At 35.1% G+C, this 19235-nt stretch carries 20 protein-coding genes and 1 other RNA gene; 11 read left to right on the top strand and 10 right to left on the bottom strand.

Annotation, left to right across the window (positions count from 1 at the left end; all coding sequences use genetic code 11):
* Positions 1 to 4: 4 nt before the first annotated feature.
* The 3 genes from GOQ16_RS07055 to GOQ16_RS07045 are packed head-to-tail and all read left to right on the top strand — an operon-like array spanning position 5 to position 4236.
* Complete coding sequence (locus GOQ16_RS07055; RefSeq protein ID WP_160068641.1) at positions 5 to 1486, top strand: RagB/SusD family nutrient uptake outer membrane protein; 1482 nt, start codon at positions 5 to 7, stop codon at positions 1484 to 1486.
* Positions 1487 to 1493: 7 nt separating this feature from the next.
* Complete coding sequence (locus GOQ16_RS07050) at positions 1494 to 2879, top strand: substrate import-associated zinc metallohydrolase lipoprotein (RefSeq protein WP_160068640.1); 1386 nt, start codon at positions 1494 to 1496, stop codon at positions 2877 to 2879.
* A 13-nt stretch (positions 2880 to 2892) separates the two neighbouring features.
* Positions 2893 to 4236, top strand: coding sequence for a DUF4302 domain-containing protein (locus GOQ16_RS07045; protein ID WP_160068639.1), 1344 nt, complete (start codon positions 2893 to 2895; stop codon positions 4234 to 4236).
* A gap of 61 nt (positions 4237 to 4297) precedes the next feature.
* Here the strand turns inward: GOQ16_RS07045 and mtgA are convergent, their stop codons facing one another.
* Positions 4298 to 5047, bottom strand: a complete 750-nt coding sequence (gene mtgA, locus GOQ16_RS07040) for a monofunctional biosynthetic peptidoglycan transglycosylase (RefSeq protein ID WP_160068638.1) — start codon at positions 5045 to 5047, stop codon at positions 4298 to 4300.
* Positions 5048 to 5173: 126 nt separating this feature from the next.
* On the opposite strand from mtgA, the gene GOQ16_RS07035 reads away from it, so the two are divergent.
* Together GOQ16_RS07035 and mutS are read left to right on the top strand one after the other, a co-directional pair.
* A complete protein-coding gene (locus GOQ16_RS07035; RefSeq protein WP_160068637.1) occupies positions 5174 to 5536 on the top strand; it encodes a DUF2200 domain-containing protein in 363 nt (120 codons plus the stop codon).
* A gap of 110 nt (positions 5537 to 5646) precedes the next feature.
* Positions 5647 to 8253: a DNA mismatch repair protein MutS gene (gene mutS, locus GOQ16_RS07030; protein ID WP_160068636.1), complete on the top strand. Its 2607-nt coding sequence runs from the start codon at positions 5647 to 5649 to the stop codon at positions 8251 to 8253.
* Here the strand turns inward: mutS and GOQ16_RS07025 are convergent.
* Complete coding sequence (locus tag GOQ16_RS07025) at positions 8250 to 9374, bottom strand: hypothetical protein (protein ID WP_160068635.1); 1125 nt, start codon at positions 9372 to 9374, stop codon at positions 8250 to 8252. The two genes, mutS and GOQ16_RS07025, sit on opposite strands and share 4 nt — an antisense overlap.
* A gap of 72 nt (positions 9375 to 9446) precedes the next feature.
* Between GOQ16_RS07025 and GOQ16_RS07020 the strand changes: the two genes are divergently transcribed.
* Positions 9447 to 10154 (top strand): tRNA1(Val) (adenine(37)-N6)-methyltransferase, encoded by a 708-nt coding sequence (locus tag GOQ16_RS07020; RefSeq protein WP_160068634.1) that lies wholly within the window; start codon positions 9447 to 9449, stop codon positions 10152 to 10154.
* 4 nt (positions 10155 to 10158) lie between these two features.
* The gene (locus GOQ16_RS07015; RefSeq protein ID WP_160068633.1) at positions 10159 to 10653 is read left to right on the top strand and encodes a metallophosphoesterase family protein; all 495 of its coding nucleotides are present in this window, start codon (positions 10159 to 10161) and stop codon (positions 10651 to 10653) included.
* A 1-nt stretch (position 10654) separates the two neighbouring features.
* On the opposite strand, the gene GOQ16_RS07010 is transcribed toward GOQ16_RS07015, so the two are convergent.
* Positions 10655 to 10990: a MerR family transcriptional regulator gene (locus tag GOQ16_RS07010; protein ID WP_149913262.1), complete on the bottom strand. Its 336-nt coding sequence runs from the start codon at positions 10988 to 10990 to the stop codon at positions 10655 to 10657.
* A 100-nt stretch (positions 10991 to 11090) separates the two neighbouring features.
* Between GOQ16_RS07010 and GOQ16_RS07005 the strand changes: the two genes are divergently transcribed.
* Complete coding sequence (locus tag GOQ16_RS07005; protein ID WP_204987441.1) at positions 11091 to 11435, top strand: hypothetical protein; 345 nt, start codon at positions 11091 to 11093, stop codon at positions 11433 to 11435.
* A gap of 47 nt (positions 11436 to 11482) precedes the next feature.
* Positions 11483 to 12211: an AAA family ATPase gene (locus tag GOQ16_RS07000; protein ID WP_160068632.1), complete on the top strand. Its 729-nt coding sequence runs from the start codon at positions 11483 to 11485 to the stop codon at positions 12209 to 12211.
* A 43-nt stretch (positions 12212 to 12254) separates the two neighbouring features.
* Here the strand turns inward: GOQ16_RS07000 and accD are convergent, their stop codons facing one another.
* The 5 genes from accD to dprA all read right to left on the bottom strand — a co-directional run bounded on the left by accD (position 12255) and on the right by dprA (position 16271).
* Entirely contained in the window at positions 12255 to 13097 is an 843-nt protein-coding gene (gene accD, locus GOQ16_RS06995) for an acetyl-CoA carboxylase, carboxyltransferase subunit beta (RefSeq protein WP_160068631.1), read from the bottom strand.
* Positions 13098 to 13208: 111 nt separating this feature from the next.
* An RNA gene (ffs, locus tag GOQ16_RS06990) (signal recognition particle sRNA small type) lies at positions 13209 to 13306 on the bottom strand.
* An 82-nt stretch (positions 13307 to 13388) separates the two neighbouring features.
* A complete protein-coding gene (locus GOQ16_RS06985) occupies positions 13389 to 13616 on the bottom strand; it encodes a DUF6814 family protein (RefSeq protein ID WP_149913259.1) in 228 nt (75 codons plus the stop codon).
* Positions 13617 to 13618: 2 nt separating this feature from the next.
* Positions 13619 to 15157, bottom strand: coding sequence for an MFS transporter (locus GOQ16_RS06980; RefSeq protein ID WP_160068630.1), 1539 nt, complete (start codon positions 15155 to 15157; stop codon positions 13619 to 13621).
* A gap of 16 nt (positions 15158 to 15173) precedes the next feature.
* Positions 15174 to 16271 carry a DNA-processing protein DprA gene (gene dprA / locus GOQ16_RS06975; protein ID WP_160068629.1) on the bottom strand — a complete coding sequence of 366 codons (1098 nt, stop codon included), beginning with the start codon at positions 16269 to 16271 and terminating at the stop codon, positions 15174 to 15176.
* 102 nt (positions 16272 to 16373) lie between these two features.
* On the opposite strand from dprA, the gene GOQ16_RS06970 reads away from it, so the two are divergent.
* Both GOQ16_RS06970 and GOQ16_RS06965 read left to right on the top strand, forming a co-directional pair.
* On the top strand, positions 16374 to 16607 hold the full coding sequence (locus GOQ16_RS06970) for a hypothetical protein (RefSeq protein WP_149913256.1): 234 nt from the start codon (positions 16374 to 16376) through the stop codon (positions 16605 to 16607).
* 145 nt (positions 16608 to 16752) lie between these two features.
* Positions 16753 to 17250 carry a hypothetical protein gene (locus GOQ16_RS06965; RefSeq protein ID WP_160068628.1) on the top strand — a complete coding sequence of 166 codons (498 nt, stop codon included), beginning with the start codon at positions 16753 to 16755 and terminating at the stop codon, positions 17248 to 17250.
* A 32-nt stretch (positions 17251 to 17282) separates the two neighbouring features.
* Here GOQ16_RS06965 and rsmG read toward each other — a convergent pair whose 3' ends face one another.
* Together rsmG and GOQ16_RS06955 are read right to left on the bottom strand one after the other, a co-directional pair.
* Positions 17283 to 17918 carry a 16S rRNA (guanine(527)-N(7))-methyltransferase RsmG gene (gene rsmG, locus GOQ16_RS06960; RefSeq protein WP_160068627.1) on the bottom strand — a complete coding sequence of 212 codons (636 nt, stop codon included), beginning with the start codon at positions 17916 to 17918 and terminating at the stop codon, positions 17283 to 17285.
* Between the two features lie 50 nt (positions 17919 to 17968).
* Entirely contained in the window at positions 17969 to 19108 is a 1140-nt protein-coding gene (locus tag GOQ16_RS06955) for a glycosyltransferase (protein WP_240140972.1), read from the bottom strand.
* Positions 19109 to 19235 lie beyond the last annotated feature (127 nt).

The following is a 19235-nucleotide window of genomic DNA, read 5'->3' as shown; positions in this document are numbered from 1 at the left end:
TATAATGAGAACGTATATATATATATTAATAACGATTTCTATATTTTTTTCATCCTGTGAGAAATATTTGGATCAAGCTCCAGATATGCGTACAGAGATTAATACTGTAGAGAAAGTAGCAAAATTAGTAGCATCTGCATATCCAATGTATGGAAATCAGGCGATGGCTGAAGCCTATTCAGATAATGTAAATGATAAAGGACCATCTATTGGAGCACCTTTATTAGAGCCTTATGTTGCTCTTTATCAATGGGAAGATGTTCCAGGTAATGGTAATAATACACCTACGCAATACTGGAATGGGTGTTATACCGCAATTGCAGCAGCTAATCAAGCACTTGAGGCAATTGAAAAAGGTAATTTTAATAACTCAGTATTACCATATAAAGGAGAAGCTTTAATTGCAAGAGCTTATTCACATTTTATGTTAGTTACTTTTTTTGCAAAGGCATATGTTGTCGGCGGGCAGAATGATAGTCCCGGGATACCGTATGTAAATGAGCCAGAAAAGATTGCGATAAAAACATATAGTCGTGGAACAGTACAGTCGGTATATGATCAAATTCAAAAAGATTTAGAAGATGGCATTAAATTGTTAAATGGAGGAAAATGGTCAGTCCCTAAATATCATTTTACATACTCATCTGCTAATGCTTTTGCTGCTCGTTTTTATCTATTCAAGGGTGATTGGGACAAAGTTATAAGTCATGCAAATGAAGTATTTCAAAATGGAGATTTTACTGGTAATTTGAGACCTGAAGCAACTACATTAAAAGATCAAGCATCAGAAATAAGACAAACTGAATATACTAAAGCCGATAAGAATTATAACTTATTATTAGCCCATACCTATTCAATATATCAAAGGCAAGGTACAGGATACTATAGTAGATTTGGTTTAGGAAGAACAACTTATTTAAATCTTTTTGGTAGAAATACAGTGGCAGGAGTTCCATTTAGATGGAATGGGTCGTCATACTCTAGTAGTAATCATTATTGGACGAGAAAATTCAATGAATATTGGTATGTTACTAACCCAGCTTCTAATACAGGACAGCCATATATCATGGTGCCTCTATTTACTGCTGATGAAGCATTAATTAATAGAGCTGAGGCTTATGTCAGAAAGAAAAATTTTGTTCAAGCTCTACAAGATATCAATCAGTTTGCTTCAGTTAGAATTGAAAATTATAACGCAAACAATCATCGTGTGACAATAGATAAAGCAAAAGCATATTTTAATTTGCCAGAGGATGATGGTGAAAAGGCACTAATTGAAACTATTCTTCAGTTTAAACAATTGGCATTTATTACCGAAGGTATGAGGTGGTTAGATATTTTAAGACATCGTATACCTGTAGTACACAATTTTATTGATTTCGATGGAACCGAAACTTTTGAAACTTTAGGTCCAGATGATAATAGAAGAATGTTTCAACTACCAAATGAAGTAAAGTTGTCAAATATTGAATTAAATCCTAGATAATAGAAGTATGAAAAATATATCATTTCACATTATATTAATAATATTAATAGGAATAGTATCTTCTTGTACAAGAAGTTCTAGTAATCTAGACGTAGATTTATCAAATTATAATCCTGATAATTTTGTCAGAGGGGAATTGGATCATTGGATAGATGAAACCCTAACTAAGCCTTATAATATTGAGATTGTTTATCGATTTAACAGGTCGATGAGTGATATCGCAAAAAATGTTTCGCCTCCTAATGTAGATCGTGTACAGCCAACCGCAGAAATGGTTTTAGATGGTTTTTTGAAAGTGTATGAAAAAGTTGCAGGAAAAACCTTCATCCGTAAATATGCTCCGAAACAATTTGTATTTTTTGGATCTACAGTCTATAATTCGAATGGAACAGAAACTTTAGGTACAGCTGACGCTGGTAGAAGAATAGTATTGTATAATTTAAATACGTTAAATGAAGGTGATCATTTAAATATTAAAAGAAGATTACGTACAATACATCATGAGTTTGCGCACATCTTGAATCAGTTATTTGTTATTCCTCCTTCTTTTGAATTGGTTACGCCCGGAGATTATACATCTGATTGGACAGGTAAATCTGCAGATGAAGCAAAAAATTTAGGTTTTATTTCCCCGTACGCGAGAGCCGAATTCTCTGAAGATTTTGCTGAAACCATTGCACATTTACTGGTGGAAGGACAGCTTTATTATGATAGATATGCAAATTCATCCACTGAGGAGGGTAAAGTAAAATTAAAGCGTAAAGAGGCTATAGTAGTCGATTATTTTAAACAATTTTTTAATATTGACTTTAGAGAGTTGCAATATGAGATGTATTTAGCTTTAAATAAAAATTATAATGATCCTACCGAAACAGTGTTACATCAGCTTAAAAATGGTTTTCTAAAGACAATAACCGTTGATTTAAAGACTGGATCACATTATATACAGTTTGGTGAATCACAAAATTTTAGAACTGTCTGGAATGATGTCGTAACTAAGCTAGCACAAAACATCAACGGTTCAGCAGGTCGATATCCTGAAAGATTTGCCATACAATTTGAAAGTGCAAATAAGATGATCTTGCAGGTTTTTTATAGATCAGCTACTGGAACTTCTGATTTGCAAGGTAATTATGATTTTACCATCATTTACCAAAATGATGGAAATATACGTTTTACTTATGTTCCTAATAGTATCGATCAGACACAATATAATAACGGTCGTGCTGTAATTCAAGGGTGGCAGCCACTAATTGATTATTTTACTGCAAATGAATTTGTATCTGATTGGTTGCCAGTTAGTGCTGGATTGGCCAATCTAAGAAAATTTGCTGGATTTCAATTAAAGGATGATGCTTCCAATTATTTCTATGGTCCTATTGTATTAAATTAAAATATTGAATTGTATGAAAAAGTTATGGATATTTTTGCTTTTTATACTAGCATTTACTAGCTGTAATAAAAGTGAAATAGAATATATATTTGATAAATCACCCGAACAAAAGGTTGGCGAACTGTTAACAGCATTACAATCAGAGCTGCTTTCATCACCATATGGATGGAAGGCATCGCTCAATACAAATTCATCTGGAGGATATGGTTTCTATATGAATTTCAAAGAAGATCAAACTATAGAGATGCTTTCTGATTTTTCCACAGCTGCATCAAATACTCTAAAAAAATCAACATATAGAGTGACGTGGACGATGAATGCTGCATTAATATTTGATACATACAATTATATCACTTTGCTGCAGGACCCTACACCATCAGTAAACGGAGGAAGTTCTGGTAATGGGTTACAAAGTGACGTTGAATTTGAGTTAGTATCCATAGAAGATAATTCTATAGTTTTAAAAGGAAAGCGATATTCTAATCATCTAACATTGGTAAAATTATCTGAGGCAGAGCAAAAGCAATATTTAGAAGGCGGCTATACGAACTCTGTGAATTCTGTTAATAATTACTTTTCAAGTCATCAAAACAATTATTTGAATGTTAGTGGAGTAAGTAATTTAATGGAATTTGTATTGACTACTACTAAAGGTGTGGTATTTCAATACGTACACACTGATGGTTCGGTTGTAAGTGTTACAGGGAAATTTAACTATGAATTGGGGGGGGTGAATTTTAATGTACCCATCACAGTTGGAGATCAAGTTTTTATCAAAGGAGTACTAGAGGGACAGGACTTTTACGTTTATAATATTAATAATGAAAAATTCAAAATTAGTCAACACACGCAACCAATCCTTCCTATAGAAACACTATTTGCATACAATAAAACCTATAATGCGATTCATATTAATCGTGTGCTACCTCTTGGAATCATAAGCGATTTCAATGCAACATATGAAAGATCGTTGGGATTATTTGATGCTATGAATCCTGCTCGTCATATTCTTCAATGTTATTTTAAATTAACAAGCGCAACAAAAGCGGAGGTTGGTATTCAAAATCAAGTGAAGCCAAATGGAACAACTTATGCTACTGGACTCGCAACATATGATTACAAAATGAGTGAAGAGGGGGAAATAGTATTGTCGAATCCAATTTACGATTCTAATTTCTCAGCGCGTGCTACTCAGCTCGCTCCAATTCGAGACTTTTTTATAACTCCTGGTAGTACAAGTAAAAAATTTAAATTGAGTTATATACAAAGTAATGACCCATCGGTGAGTAATATTGGGGGATTAATAGAAGTTGATAAACCTACAAATTTCTATTATGGAAGTTTAAGAAAAATGTAAGTTAATGAAATAGAGATTTTATAAAGTATAAAGAGGGAGTCTAAAAAGCTCCCTTTTTTTTTTACTCCGGTACCGAATAATGATTTAAATATCTCACGATGCTATTCGCACGAGAGTTAACATAGCGAGAAGGTCTACGTGCATCCCATTTGCGTGGATTTGGAAGAATAGCTATTATCAATGCCGCTTCCTTTTTGGATAAGCTTTTGCCAGATTTATTAAAATAATATTGTGCTGCCGCTTCTGCTCCATAAACACCTTGCCCCATCTCGATAACATTCAGATATACTTCTAATATTCTTTTTTTAGACCAAAAAATTTCAATCAATGCAGTGAAATAGGTTTCCAAACCTTTGCGTACCCAAGATCTTTCGGGCCATAAAAATACATTTTTAGCTGTTTGTTGTGATATGGTAGAACCACCTCGCAGTGGCTTGCCATCTTGATTTTTTTCAAATGCTTCCATGATGGCTTTCGTGTCAAATCCATTATGCGTCATAAAATGTGCATCTTCTCCCGCAATAGCAGCCTTTTTGAGATTCGTTGACAATTCTTCATAATCCAGCCAATCCTTTTCAATTTTGAATCCTTTGCCAGCAGCTTTCCATTCAAATCCGCGTTTGATCATCAAATAAGTCACTGGTGGATTTATAAATCGAAGAGCAATAACCCAAAATATAGTGAGCGCGAAAAATCCTAAAATGATTCTTAAAGTCCATTTGACAGTATTCTGCCACCAATTTTTAACTGGTGATTTTCTGCTGTTCGATTTTTTACGTACTGTGGTGGAGTTTGTTCTTTTGATAGCCATAACTATGCGATACGGTATTTTTCATGCAAACCTAAAGAAAAAATGTACAATTTGCATGAAGAATTGTACCTTGTATAGTAATAAATTTCTTATTAGTAATTTGTTGATTTCAATAATACAAAGCCTATGAAAGATACGAGCCATCATGATGAACGCATAGTTAAAATGACTTTTGCTTCTGTTTATCCACATTATGTCACTAAAGTCGAAAAAAAAGATAGATCAATTGCTGAGCTGCACGAAGTAATATGTTGGTTGACTGGTTTTTCTGAACAAGAATTACAACAACATATAGCGGATAAATCAACTTTTGAACAATTTTTTGAATCTGCAAAGCTAAATGAAAATGCACATTTGATAACTGGAAGTATCTGTGGCTATAAGATTCAAGATATAGTAAATCCATTGACACAAAAAGTACGTTATTTGGATAAGGTAGTCGATGAATTGGCAAAGGGAAAAAAAATGGAAAAAATATTAAGAAAATAAAAGAATTAATAATTTTTCCACGGTTTTTAGCTTAAATTAAAGCTTTATTAGCGCTTGCCAAATCACGGGTTTTATCTTATTTTTACGCTTCAACTAAAATTTATTTTCCATTGGCAAAGGCAAAGAAAGAAACTCCTCTAATGCAGCAATATAATAGCATCAAAGCTAAATATCCAGGTGCATTATTGTTATTTCGTGTAGGCGATTTTTACGAAACTTTTGGTGAAGATGCGATCAAAGCTGCCGGAATTTTGGGTATTGTCCAAACCAAAAGGGGAAATGGTACTGAGTCTGAAACTGCACTCGCTGGTTTTCCGCATCACTCGTTGGAAACTTATTTGCCAAAATTAGTGCGTGCGGGTTGTCGCGTAGCAATATGTGATCAATTGGAAGATCCCAAGCAAACTAAAACTATTGTGAAACGTGGAGTTACCGAATTGGTTACGCCAGGTGTGTCGTACAGTGATAATATCGTTCAGCAAAAATCCAACAATTATTTAGCATCTATATATTTTGATAAGACTATTGTCGGCGTTTCATTTTTAGATATCTCAACTGGCGAATTTTTAGTTGCGCAAGGGTCAGTGAATTATGTGGATAAATTACTTCAAGGTTTTAAACCGACCGAAGTAATAATGTCAAGAAAGCAATCTAAAGAATTCTTAGAGCAGTTTGGCTCTTCTTATTATACCTATTATTTAGACGAATGGCCATATTCGGGTGATTATGCTACCGAAACTTTACTAAAACACTTTGAAGTTAATTCCTTCAAAGGTTTTGGTATTGACCGGATGCTAGTTGGGATAGTGGCGGCAGGTGTTGCATTGCATTATTTGAATGAAACGGAACACCGTAATCTGCAACATATTTCTCATATTTCTAGAATTGAGGAAGATCGCTACATGTGGCTGGATCGATTTACAATTCGAAATTTAGAATTGATTGGCTCACCCAATGAGAATGCGATTACTTTGTCGGATGTGTTGGATGATACTTCATCGCCGATGGGTGCGCGTCTGCTGAAACGTTGGATTGTCATGCCCCTGAAAGACCGCAAGTCTATTCAAGAGCGATTAAATGTGGTGGAGTATTTTTATAAAAATACACAACTGCGCGAAGATTTAATTCGAGAAATCAAACAAGTAGGTGATTTAGAACGATTAATTTCAAAAATAGGTTTATTAAAAGCCAATCCTCGTGAGATTACGCAGTTGAAGCGCTCGTTATATGCTATTGAAAAGCTTAAACAGTTAACAAATGTAGCTGAATCAGAATCATTACGCATGATTTCAGAGCAGTTGAATACTTGCACTATAATCCGTGAAAAAATTGAACATACGATTCATGCAGAACCACCTGTATTATTGAATAAGGGAAATGTAATTGCAGATGGTGTAGATGCAGATTTGGATAAGTTGAGAAAAGTTGCTTTTGGTGGTAAAGGATATTTGTTAGAAATCCAAAAGCGTGAAGCCGAAGCAACAGGTATTCCTTCCTTAAAAATAGCATTCAATAATGTGTTTGGCTACTACCTTGAAGTGACCAATACACACAAAGATAAAGTTCCTGAAGGCTGGATTCGTAAGCAAACGCTAGTTAATGCAGAGCGTTATATTACTGAAGAACTAAAGGAATATGAAGATCAAATTTTAGGTGCTGAAGAAAAAATTCAAGTCATTGAGAATAGAATTTATGGCGAATTACTAGTTTCCATATCGGAATACATAAAGCCCATTCAGCTCAATGCACAATTAATTGCAAAATTAGATGTGCTCTTGAATTTTGCCACTATCGCGCAGAAAAATTACTATGTCAAGCCCGAAATTTCAGATTCTAAAATTTTGGATATTAAAGGTGGTCGTCATCCTGTGATTGAGCGAAACTTACCAATAGGTGAGGATTACATCACGAATGATACGTATTTGGATCCTGATACACAGCAAATCATAATAATCACAGGTCCTAATATGGCGGGTAAGTCAGCTTTACTTCGTCAAACTGGTTTGATTGTCTTGATGGCGCAAATTGGATCTTTTGTACCTGCAAAGGAAGCTTCTATTGGTTTGGTGGATAAGATATTTACGCGTGTTGGTGCTTCGGATAATCTTTCCTCTGGTGAATCTACTTTTATGGTGGAGATGAACGAGACTGCAAGCATCATGAATAATCTTTCAGATCGCTCATTGATTTTATTGGATGAAATTGGCCGTGGTACGAGCACATATGATGGTATTTCCATTGCTTGGGCTATAGCCGAATTTTTACACAATCATCCATCCGCACGAGCGAAGACCTTATTTGCTACGCACTACCATGAATTGAATGAGCTGAATAATTCGATGCCACGCATAAAGAATTTCAATGTCACCGTGAAAGAGTTGAACAACAAAGTGATTTTCTTGCGCAAGTTAATGCCTGGAGGTTCAGAGCATAGCTTTGGTATTCATGTGGCTAAATTGGCAGGTATGCCACCTAAATTAATAGGTCGTGCTTCGGAAATATTGAAGCGTCTTGAGCAAGAGCGTACAGGCGGTGAGAAAATCAAAGACAGTATGCGCAAAATACAAAAACAAGCGCATCAATTGCAAATGTTTGCAATTGATGACCCAGTTTTGGAGAAAATTCGTGACATGTTGAATAATCTGGATGTGAATACATTGACTCCAGTCGAAGCATTGATGAAATTAGACGAAATTCAACGTGTATTAAAAAGCTAAAAACGTACAAAAAACTCTAGCGAAGCATATTTGGATGGGATAGGTGATTGCAAGCGGCTATCCCATTGGTAAGGAATTAAGTGTAAATTGCTCTCAAATCCAAAATAAATATTATCGTATACATGCCTCATAAAGGTAATTCCGATAGTAGAGTGCAGGGTATTTACATTACGTAGTCTTAGAGTTTCAGTTTCATTGCCTTCATCGTCCTCTCCATATTCTTTTTCGGATAATCCTGTCCATATAAAACCCAGCCCAAGATTTACCTTTGGTAAAATAATAAATTTATTCTTATCCAATAATTTATATCCCGCTCCTATGGATATGACATGACTGGTAATAGCGTCTACTTCCCTTATGTTGTCTTTATATCTAAAATCAAATACACGAGACTTGGGGTGAACTCTAAATTTATAGTGTAGGTCAAGAACAAAGTCATTAGAAAATGGACCCATATAAGAAACACCCCCTGTAACATATTTTCCAAAAAAGTCATTTTCACCAAGAGGCATAAATACCCCTGTATGCAAACCAAATGTAGATTTATATTTGTTCTCAGCCTCTTTAGAACGCATTTCTACTTTTTTCTTCTCGTTGTATTGTGCTTCAGTTATACTAGTATACGTCTCAATATCATCTTTGAATAGATACAATAAAGCTTTTTCTTCGATATCAATATCCTTATAGCTTAGAGAATTTAAAATGGATGAGGCTTTGATTTTTAAGAGTGAATCTACGGGATGTCTCATTGGGATATATTCATAATTTTTCTTGTGCGCAAGAAAAATTTCTTGATGGTCTGATAGATAGGAATCGTCCCAACGAATAATAAGTATCCGATCAAATCTATTACGAAGATACTTTTGACGATTTTCCTGTGAGTTTTCTCTGTTTATGATTTGGTAAATAATACGCGTTCGTAGGGTGAACTCCGAAAGGCCACAGGTCGCTTCGATTGTGTTGAGCTTGTTGTCGATTTCCTGATAGTCATTGTTTTTCAAGAGTTGAGGTAATTTTTCTACCGTTATGGTTATAATATTTTCACAGGCATTTTGACCATAAATTACTGGAATGGACGTAATTGAAAAAAGTAAGTATGCAAGGATGATTTGTAATTTCATATTGGTTATTTTATACTAAAGTATGCATTAAATTCAAGTTCTTAAATTGTAAATTGGCTACCTTTGTTAGACATGGGATCAGTATTTAGGTTTAAAGAGTTTGAAATAAATCAGGAAGGATGTGCGATGAAAATCAATACGGATGGTGTATTGTTGGGTGCGTATGTACAAGCAAATAACCCTTATCGCATATTGGATATAGGAACAGGTACGGGTGTAATTGCGCTAATGTTAGCACAGCGTTTTCAGGATGCAAATATCGACGCTGTCGAAATTGATATAGAAGCATACCAGACTTCGCTTGACAATTTTAAGAATTCCCCTTTTGCTTCGCGTATTCAAGGAAATTTAGGGTCTTTCGAAGATTTGCAAGTGGCTAATAAATATGATTTAATTGTAAGTAATCCGCCTTTTTATACCAATTCATTGCATAATCCGGATGCACGAAAAAAAATAGCTCGTCACGCAGATTTTGATTTTTTTAAAAAACTTTTAGATTTTGCTAAGACAAATTTATCGGACAAAGGTCAGTTGGATCTGATTCTACCAAATGAATTAGCCGAATACGTCATTAATGAAGGTAAGCGTCAGGGATTGCATTTGATCAAGTTGGTTGCTATAAAATCCTTTTCGGATTCGGATGTTATTAGAAATATAATCTCACTTAGTAGACAAACAACAGAAGCATTTAAGAAGGAAGAGTTTGTGATTTACCAAGAAAAGAGTGTTTATTCTGAAGCATACCGAACAATATTAAAACCATTCTTTTTAGCTTTTTAACACTATGAAAAAAATAGGATTGATTTCCGATACACACAGCTATTTGGATGATGCGGTTTTTACCCATTTCAAGTATTGTGATGAAGTCTGGCATGCAGGAGATTTTGGTTCGTACGATGTAGTCGAGAAATTAGAAGCTTTCAAACCTTTCCGTGGAGTGTACGGTAATATAGATAACAAAACTATTCAGTTGCACTGTCCTGAACATCTACGGTTCGAATGTGAAGGGGTAGATGTGTGGATGACACATATAGGAGGCTATCCAGGACGATATTCTTCATTAATAAAAGCTGAGATTATCAAAAATCCACCGAAACTTTTTATCTGTGGACATTCACATATTTTGAAAGTACAGTACGACCAAAAATTGCAAGTATTACACCTTAATCCTGGCGCTGCTGGAAAGCACGGTTGGCACACAGTAAGAACATTAATGCGTTTTGAGCTAAATGCTGGAAAAATAGAAAATTTGGAAGTGATTGAATTAGCAAACAGATAGTTTACAAACTATCGCGAACTTCAATCAAGAAAGATTTCAGACGCTCTAGAGAATCGACAACACGTTGGTTCTCTTTTGCTTCGGATTTATTTGTTTTCAAATATTCACGAGCACCTTGTAGTGTATAGCCTTTGTCTTTCACCAAATTAAAGATGATTTTCAAGTTTGCAATATCCTCTTGCGTGAAAAGACGATTTCCTTTTTTATTCTTCTTAGGTTGAAGAATGTCAAATTCACGCTCATAAAAACGAACTTGAGAAGCGTTCACACCGAACATTTCAGTAACTTCTCCCATTGTATAGTACAATTTATTTATTTCTCGTTCTTTGTAAGGCATACCCGCACGTGTTTTTCTTAAAGATAACAAATATACAACCTATGTCGCAAATATTAAAGTTAGGAATAATTGTTGTACATTTTCATCTATAATTGAGTTCATGAAAGGTAAAGTATTTGTAAGTAAGTTTTGGACTAAAGTTTTTTCATTTGGTAAGGCTGAAGCGATTACGATTTTTCCTTTTATTTTTTTAAGAAGAGCAGGGCTGAAAGTTGATAATGTTTTGCTTAACCACGAGCGAATTCACTTGATTCAAGCCTTGGAATTGGTAGTTATTCCTTTTTATTTCTGGTATTTAGCAGAATTTATTGTTCGTTATTTCCAACACAGAAACTTTGATAAAGCTTATCGTAATATTTCTTTTGAGCGTGAAGCTTATGCGAATCAGAATAATATTAACTATTTAAAACAAAGAAAGCTTTGGAGTTTTTGGAGATACATATAGTGGAATAATATTTTGTAGCTATATTTAAATCATATCGTTTTTAAATAATGATTTATATATCCAAAATAAGAAACCTAAAACCGAAAAGGGAACGAAAGGCTTATCCTTATAATATTAAGGCTCTTCGCAACCTTACTGAATTAGAATTTACGAACCCTATTACATTCATAGTGGGCGAGAATGGTATGGGCAAATCTACATTAGTAGAAGCCATAGCTATTCAAGCAGGATTTAATCCCGAAGGAGGAAGTCGAAATTTTAATTTCGAAACGATGAATTCCCATTCCGCATTATTTGAAGATTTAAAGATTACACGTACAGCGTGGCGAAATAAGGATGGTTATTTTCTGCGCGCAGAAAGTTTTTATAACGTAGCGAGTGAGGTGAGTAGACTATATGGTGATAGTGACGGTTATTTAGAAAGAGCATATGGACATTCTCTGCACCATTGTTCTCATGGGGAAAGTTTTATGGCATTATTGCACAATAGATTCTGGGGTGATGGATTATATATTTTAGATGAACCTGAATCGGCACTTTCCTTATCTCGGCAAATGAATATGATGGTACGGTTTAAGGAGTTGTTATCACAAAAATCTCAGTTTATCATTGCAACACACTCGCCAATCTTGTTGGCATATCCCGGAGCTGAAATTTGGCAATTGGATGAAAAAGGAATCCAAAAAGTAGCTTATGAAGATACTGACCAATACCGTCTGACTAAGTTTTTTCTGAATAATCCTGAACGAATATTGAAAGAGTTAGGTTTATTATAAAAGACAAAGGTCATTCCATGTGAATGACCTTTGTTGTAAGTTGTTATTTTACCAACTTCAAGAAAGTTGAAACTTTTTCTTTAAGTTGTCTTCTATCTACGATAAAATCTAGGAAACCGTGTTCTAATACGAATTCCGAAGTTTGGAAACCTTTCGGAAGATCTTTCTTAATTGTTTCTTTGATGACCCGAGGGCCCGCAAAACCAATTAAAGCACCTGGTTCAGCGATATTGATATCGCCTAACATCGCATATGAAGCTGTTACACCTCCAGTAGTAGGGTCAGTCAATAAACAGATATAAGGTAATTTAGCTTGGCTCAATAAAGCTAATTTAGCTGAAGTTTTAGCCATTTGCATTAACGAAAATGCAGCTTCCATCATACGCGCACCACCAGATTTTGAAATCAACATAAATGGTAATTTATGTTCCAAGCAAAAATCTATTGATCGAGCGATTTTCTCGCCGACTACCGAACCCATCGAACCACCGATGAAGTTGAAGTCCATACAAGCAATCACGATTTCGTGTCCATTCAATTTACCATGTCCCGAGCGCAAAGCATCTTTAAGACCTGTTTTCTTTTGACTTTCTACCAATCGCTCATGATAAGGCTTGCTATCAATAAACTGTAAAGGGTCACCAGCTGTCAAATTAGGGAATAATTCTGTAAACTGATTGTCGTCAAATAAAATAGAGAAATATGCTGCAGAACCAATGCGGATGTGGTAATCACAATATTGACACACGTATTTGTTCTCGATTTGTTCTAGATTCAAAAGAGGTTTCTTACACGAAGGACATTTGTCCCACATCCCATCAGGAGCCTCTTTTTTATTTGCTGTTGCAGTATTAATCCCTGCTTTATTTCTTTTAAACCAACTCATATAATCGTGTTTGTTCGAACTACAAATAAACGAAAAGATATGCTAAAAGTAAAACTAAAAGGCTAAAAGTGATGAAGGATTTTGGGGAAGTAGAAAAGTATAGAAACAAAAAGTGGGCAAGCTCCCTTTATCGCACCGCTCAACCTAATACCCTTGCTATGTTCCCATCCTGGGGGAGTCAAAGGGAGCTGGTCGTAAAGGACTTACCCACCACAAAAGTAGGAAAATTTTGAGATTTTCAAAAGTAAATCGCTCTTATCTTCCTATCATGCTGATGTTCAGTTGGAAAAATTACATTTTGTTGTCGTCGAATTCGCCTTTTAGGGCAAAGTATCCAAAAACTCCCAATCCAATGGAGACTATTGGTGTCAAAACAAACACAATTATTATCCCAAAAACTAGATCTTCTTGGAGACCTGTCTGCAGTTTAGGAAAACCAAATTGTACAATGCAGAAATACGCTGTCAAAATGGCTAATATAATCCAAACTATTCCTAATATCTTTTTTATAGATTCCATTTTTATTGATTTTTAGCGTAAATATTCTTGTTAATGTACAATGCGCCGATAATAAAACATACGGCTGATATAATTATTGGATACCATAATCCTGCTAAATAATATTCAGCATCGTTTATGGTTTGTGCGTTAGTGGCTAGATAGGTTGATATTGCAGGTAATAATCCTCCAAATACACCATTACCAATATGATAAGGAAGCGACATCGAGGTATAGCGAATCTTAACTGGGAATATTTCTACCAAGAAGGCAGCAATTGGTCCATACACTAATGTAATGTATATGATTTGAATAAAAATTAGTAGAATTAAGAATACATAGTTCATTCCAGATAGATGAACTGTAGTTTTTTGTTGAACAATAGGATGCCCGTGTAAATCTTTTTTGATTTCACTCTCTGGTTGATTAGTAATGATTTCTTTCGTGATTGTACCGTCGTTATATACACGCTGTGTAATGATTTGCGAAACTAGCTTATCATCTTTTTCTATCGTTTCTTTACTTACTTCTTTTTGATCAACGAGTTCTATCTTATTTTCAATATTTGTCAATTGATACATTTGCTCATAGATTGGACGATACGTCAATAGCGCTAACGCCATCCCAGTTAGCATAATCCATTTGCGACCAACTTTATCTGATAGCCATCCGAATACAATAAAAAATGGCGTTCCGCAAAGGAGTGCAATTCCTAATATCATATCCGCTTGATCCGTATGCAAATGCATGACGGTTTTCATGAAACTCATAGAATAAAACTGACCTGTATACCATACCACACCTTGTCCCATCGCTGCGCCAAATAAAGCCAGCAACACGAACTTAAGGTTGTATTTATTACCAAAACTTTCTTTTAGTGGATTTTTAGAAGTTTTTCCTTCTGCTTTCACTTTCTTGAATTCAGGTGATTCATCCATATTTTTACGAATCAAATAGGAAACATACACCATTGCAATAGATAATAAAAACGGTACACGCCATCCCCATTCGTCAAATTGCTCTTCGCTCATCAAAGTTCGGGTGATAAGAATAACAATTAGGGATACAAATAATCCAAATGTTGCTGTTGTCTGAATCCAAGATGTCCAATACCCACGTTGACCTTTGGGACTATGCTCAGCTACATAAGTCGCAGCACCACCATATTCGCCTCCCAAAGCAAGACCTTGAAGTAATCTTAGTACAAGAACTAGTACGGGTGCCCAAAAACCAATCGTTTCATAACTCGGAATACAGCCAATAAGAAAAGTAGCCCCACCCATCAGCAGTAATGTGACCATAAAAGTGTATTTTCTTCCAATAATATCACCTAGGCGGCCAAAAAATAATGCGCCAAACGGTCTAACTACAAATCCTGCTGCAAAAGTTGCTAAGGTCGAAAGAAAGGCTGCTGTAGGATTGTCAGCAGGGAAAAATTTGGTTGAAATTACGATAGATAAACTACCAAAGATAAAAAAGTCGTACCACTCAATGAGCGTTCCAAGTGAGGAAGCCCCAATAACTTTCCAAATGCCTTTGGTTTGTTGTGTTTCTGTTGTCATAGGTGTTTATACAAGGTTAGATTAATTTATATGTTTTTCCAGGTAGAGAGACGATAAGTGATTTCATCTCCATTTCGAGCAATACTATTGCTAGCTTGCTTTGTGGCCAATCGCAATATAGACTAATGTCGTCGATGCTTGCTTGACCATTTTCTTTTATATGATCGTAGACTTTCTTCTCATCATTGGTCATGTTTTCAGGGATAAGCTTCAATTGTTTAGCAGTTTTATTTTTATCCTCTTTTTCCCAATTCATCAAATATGCTAAATCATCTGTATTTCTGATTAGGTGTGCGCGATTTGTTTTAATCAGATAGTTGCATCCGGCAGAATATTCTTGGTCAATTCCACCCGGAAAAGCGCATACATCTCGATTGTACGTATTGGCAATTTCAGCAGTTATCAATGCTCCTCCTTTTAGTGCTGCTTCTACGACTATAGTCACATCTGCCAATCCAGCAATAATGCGATTGCGCATGGGGAAGTTTTGTCTATCTGGATTTGTTCCTGACGGAAATTCTGTTAATAATCCGCCATTTTCTAGCATGCGAGAGGCTAATTCCCGATGGGTAGATGGATAAATTCTGTCTAGTATATGACCTAAAATACCAATTGTTGGAATTTGATTTTTTAAGGATTCACGGTGTGTAAAACTATCAATTCCATAGGCTAGACCACTGATAACTTGTACATCATAGGGCTTGAGTTGTTGAATAAACTTATCACAAATTCGTTTGCCGTAGGATGTAGAGTTGCGTGTGTCCACTATGCTGATTGCTCTTGTCGGGTTTAGTGCGGCTGTACCTTTATAATAAAGTAAGATAGGTGCATCATCAGAATTTTTTAGTCGCTTTGGATAGTTTTTATCTTCTATCCAAGCGATTTCGATTCCATGCTTTTGGATAAAATTGTACTCATCCTCAGCTTCTTGGAGATAGGATTTCGAAACGATGTTTTCTGCTAAGACTTCCCCAATGGTTGGGATGGCTAAAAGCTGTTTTTTAGAACTTCTGAAAATTTCTTCGACGGATCCATTATATGCCAATAGAATACGGCTCAATTTTGGGCCAATACCTTTGATTTTGGTCAATGCGATTTTCTCAAGAATATTCATAACTGGTGCGCTAAATATAAGGATTAGTTTTTTTTTATTCCAAACCTTTGACTCTTTTTCTTGACAGGAATATTACCTTTGTCTATTTAAATTACATTAATTATGGAAATGCAAGAACCATTTGATATAGAGGTTGGAGAAATCGTTTATTCTGTTTTTCCAGATGAAAAAGATACCTATACAATTTTCAAAGACGGTAAAGAATATGTTCAGATAATAAAAGATACCGATACCACTTGGCTGAAGTTACATCCAGAAACAGGTCTACCTCTTTTTGGGATGGACGAAGAAGTGAATATGATCGGTGTTGAGATATCTAAGGAGTTGGGTGGTTAATTAAAGTTAAATAACTAGAAGTCAGTTTATACGGGTTGTATCTTTAACAGATGCAACCCGTTTTTTTATGAAGGCTATCTTTATAACTTCTATTACTTTTTGCTTACTCTTTTTGAGTAGTTTCAAGCCAAATGGTATTTCAATTATGAAATATTCAATTCAGGACACTGTAAAGAGAGACATGTTAGAAATCGATACTGTAGGGATTAACAAAGGTCTTACGCCAGATCAGAAATATGCAGCTCGTAAGAAGCAATATCGCACAGCCTATATGTGGGGAGATAATAAAAATCCAGTAGGAATAAATCCTCTTGGCGGCATAGCTATTAATATTAATAAAGTATATAGCCATTTCAGTAAAAAAGGAAAAAATTCTCGACGACTGATGAAATTATTCAAAAATGAATACGACATCGATAGGACGGAAGTTTTGTGGAAACCTTTAACAGTAAAACTGACTGATTTGAGAGGCGATTCTCTATTCTATTTTCAAATGTATTTTCTTCCAGAACCTGATTTTTTAGAAAATGCCACTTATTATGAGAAATTAGAGTATGTCGTAAAATGTATGCGTATCTATCGGGATTCAACAGAAAAGATTCATCAACGAATGAAATTGCCGAAATGGGAACATGTAAAATAACAATAGCTTCTTTTTAAGAAGCTATTGTTATTTTACATCGGTACGTAGACCACATATTTTGTGTCGAAGAAATCTTCTTTAAAGTACGAAGACAGGGGATGCAATTCAGCTTTTAGTTTAGATTCTTTTATTTCTTCTTTTAGGTCCCCACCTTTCAGGTAAAGAATACCATTTGGAATTCCGTTTTTATCCTTCTTCTCGAATTTATTGCGAATCCACGGCGTGAAATCTGCCAAGCGTGTAACAGCTCTCGAGACCACAAAATCATATTTTTCGTCCAACTGTTCTGCACGAATATGATCAGCTTCCACGTTTGTCAAACCAATTGCGGCAGCAACTTCGCGAACAACCTTAATTTTCTTTCCAATAGAATCTACCAAGTGAAACTGCACTTCTGGAAACATAATCGCCAACGGAATACCTGGGAAACCTCCTCCCGTACCAACATCTAGAATACGGGTTCCTGGTGTGAATTCTTGAACAAACTTAGCTATACCCAAAGAGTGTAAAATGTGTTTTAAATAAAGACTATCGATGTCTTTACGCGATATCACATTGATTTGGTCATTCCAAAAAGGGTATACTTCAGCCAATTTGCTAAACTGCTCTTTTTGTTTTTCCGTAAGACGTGGGAAATAATTGAATATAATATCTACTGATGGATTCACGATTCCTTAATTTAATTTTGAATATTTAATAGCTTGTTAAAGAAAAGCTATTACCAAGATTTTTGTTTCTTTTTACGATTAAAAACCCCGTTGAGACAGATGTAAAAATAATAAAAGACATCTAAAACGAGAAGCCAAACTAGCAAATCTCGCACTGCTAATTTTTTGTAAATCGACGAAAAGACGATTAATTGGCAAATATAGCGTAAAAAAAACACACTGACACCAATATACCACAGTGAAGGAAATAAAGCGATACAAACTATTAGCATAACATAAAAAGCAAATGCCGAGATCAATTGCGTGCCTAACATACGCTGATGGGATTTTTTGTAGATAACCGAAGCTCCTGCATGACGTGCTTTTTGTTTGTAATAACTTTTCCAAGTTTCTTTTGGATTGGAATAAATATGCGCATCGGGATGGATAGCAATATTTACGTTGTGACGTGTCGCATTTTGGTTGACAAATAAATCATCATCCCCCGATTTGATATGCATATGTGCATTGAACCCCTTTCCTTTAAAGAATAAAGATTTGAGGTAAGATAAATTACGTCCAACACCCATGTAAGCGTCGCGTTTGAGTGCGTAGGAGAGGTAACTCATCGCGGTGTGGGCGGTTTCAAAACGAATTAATTTATTGAGAAATCCTGTTTTTTTGAAATAAGGAGAATAACCTAAAACGATTTCTTTTCCTTCAGCATATGCTCCAGCAATCTCTTTTAACCATTGATTACTTTGTGGTTCACAATCTGCATCCGTCATGATCAATACTTCATGTTTAGCAGCTTTAATACCTAATGTAAGTGCAAATTTCTTCGAATTTTTAAGACGAATATGTTCTTTGATGTCGACAACATGGAGATGAGCATATTTACGTTTGAAATCTTCCAAAATCCATTTGGTTTCATCTGTCGAATAATCATTCACAACGATAACTTCAAAATCTGGATAATCTTGGTTTAGGATGCTTGGTAAGAATTGTTTTAGATTTTTTTCTTCATTATGTGCGCAAATGATTACAGATACCGGTTTCATACTTAGGCTCTCTTTGTGCGATTTTACTTTATACATTGCTAACTTGCTGTATACAAATAATATGTAATACAGTTGGATAAGGAAAAGTATGCCAAGAATAGCGTATAAAACGTAAGAAATTTCGATGTTTTGTAAATCAATATTCATCATGGAGATTCAAAGATAGAACGTTATTTGCTAAAAGTATCAGAAAAGCGTTAAGAATTACTAATAAAATTCAACCTATGAGGTAGGCTAAGAATTTTATAGTATTTTTGCACCTGATTTTAATACAAAT

The organism is Sphingobacterium bovisgrunnientis, from assembly GCF_009829085.1.
Taxonomy (GTDB): domain Bacteria; phylum Bacteroidota; class Bacteroidia; order Sphingobacteriales; family Sphingobacteriaceae; genus Sphingobacterium; species Sphingobacterium bovisgrunnientis.
The sequence above is the reverse complement of the archived record's forward strand: the minus strand, read 5'-3'. Positions and strand labels throughout refer to the sequence as shown.

Bases quoted from the DNA above. Each gene is read 5' to 3' on its own strand.
- dprA (WP_160068629.1), bottom strand. From the start codon at position 16,271: ATGAATATTCTTGAGAAAATCGCATTGACCAAAATCAAAGGTATTGGC.
- GOQ16_RS07050 (WP_160068640.1), top strand. From the start codon at position 1,494: ATGAAAAATATATCATTTCACATTATATTAATAATATTAATAGGAATA.
- GOQ16_RS06965 (WP_160068628.1), top strand. From the start codon at position 16,753: ATGAAATATTCAATTCAGGACACTGTAAAGAGAGACATGTTAGAAATC.
- GOQ16_RS07055 (WP_160068641.1), top strand. From the start codon at position 5: ATGAGAACGTATATATATATATTAATAACGATTTCTATATTTTTTTCA.
- GOQ16_RS07015 (WP_160068633.1), top strand. From the start codon at position 10,159: ATGAAAAAAATAGGATTGATTTCCGATACACACAGCTATTTGGATGAT.
- GOQ16_RS06955 (WP_240140972.1), bottom strand. From the start codon at position 19,108: ATGATGAATATTGATTTACAAAACATCGAAATTTCTTACGTTTTATAC.
- mtgA (WP_160068638.1), bottom strand. From the start codon at position 5,047: ATGGCTATCAAAAGAACAAACTCCACCACAGTACGTAAAAAATCGAAC.
- GOQ16_RS06980 (WP_160068630.1), bottom strand. From the start codon at position 15,157: ATGACAACAGAAACACAACAAACCAAAGGCATTTGGAAAGTTATTGGG.
- GOQ16_RS07000 (WP_160068632.1), top strand. From the start codon at position 11,483: ATGATTTATATATCCAAAATAAGAAACCTAAAACCGAAAAGGGAACGA.
- GOQ16_RS07025 (WP_160068635.1), bottom strand. From the start codon at position 9,374: ATGAAATTACAAATCATCCTTGCATACTTACTTTTTTCAATTACGTCC.
- GOQ16_RS07045 (WP_160068639.1), top strand. From the start codon at position 2,893: ATGAAAAAGTTATGGATATTTTTGCTTTTTATACTAGCATTTACTAGC.
- GOQ16_RS06985 (WP_149913259.1), bottom strand. From the start codon at position 13,616: ATGGAATCTATAAAAAAGATATTAGGAATAGTTTGGATTATATTAGCC.
- GOQ16_RS07005 (WP_204987441.1), top strand. From the start codon at position 11,091: ATGAAAGGTAAAGTATTTGTAAGTAAGTTTTGGACTAAAGTTTTTTCA.
- GOQ16_RS07010 (WP_149913262.1), bottom strand. From the start codon at position 10,990: ATGCCTTACAAAGAACGAGAAATAAATAAATTGTACTATACAATGGGA.
- GOQ16_RS07020 (WP_160068634.1), top strand. From the start codon at position 9,447: ATGGGATCAGTATTTAGGTTTAAAGAGTTTGAAATAAATCAGGAAGGA.
- GOQ16_RS07035 (WP_160068637.1), top strand. From the start codon at position 5,174: ATGAAAGATACGAGCCATCATGATGAACGCATAGTTAAAATGACTTTT.
- accD (WP_160068631.1), bottom strand. From the start codon at position 13,097: ATGAGTTGGTTTAAAAGAAATAAAGCAGGGATTAATACTGCAACAGCA.
- GOQ16_RS06970 (WP_149913256.1), top strand. From the start codon at position 16,374: ATGGAAATGCAAGAACCATTTGATATAGAGGTTGGAGAAATCGTTTAT.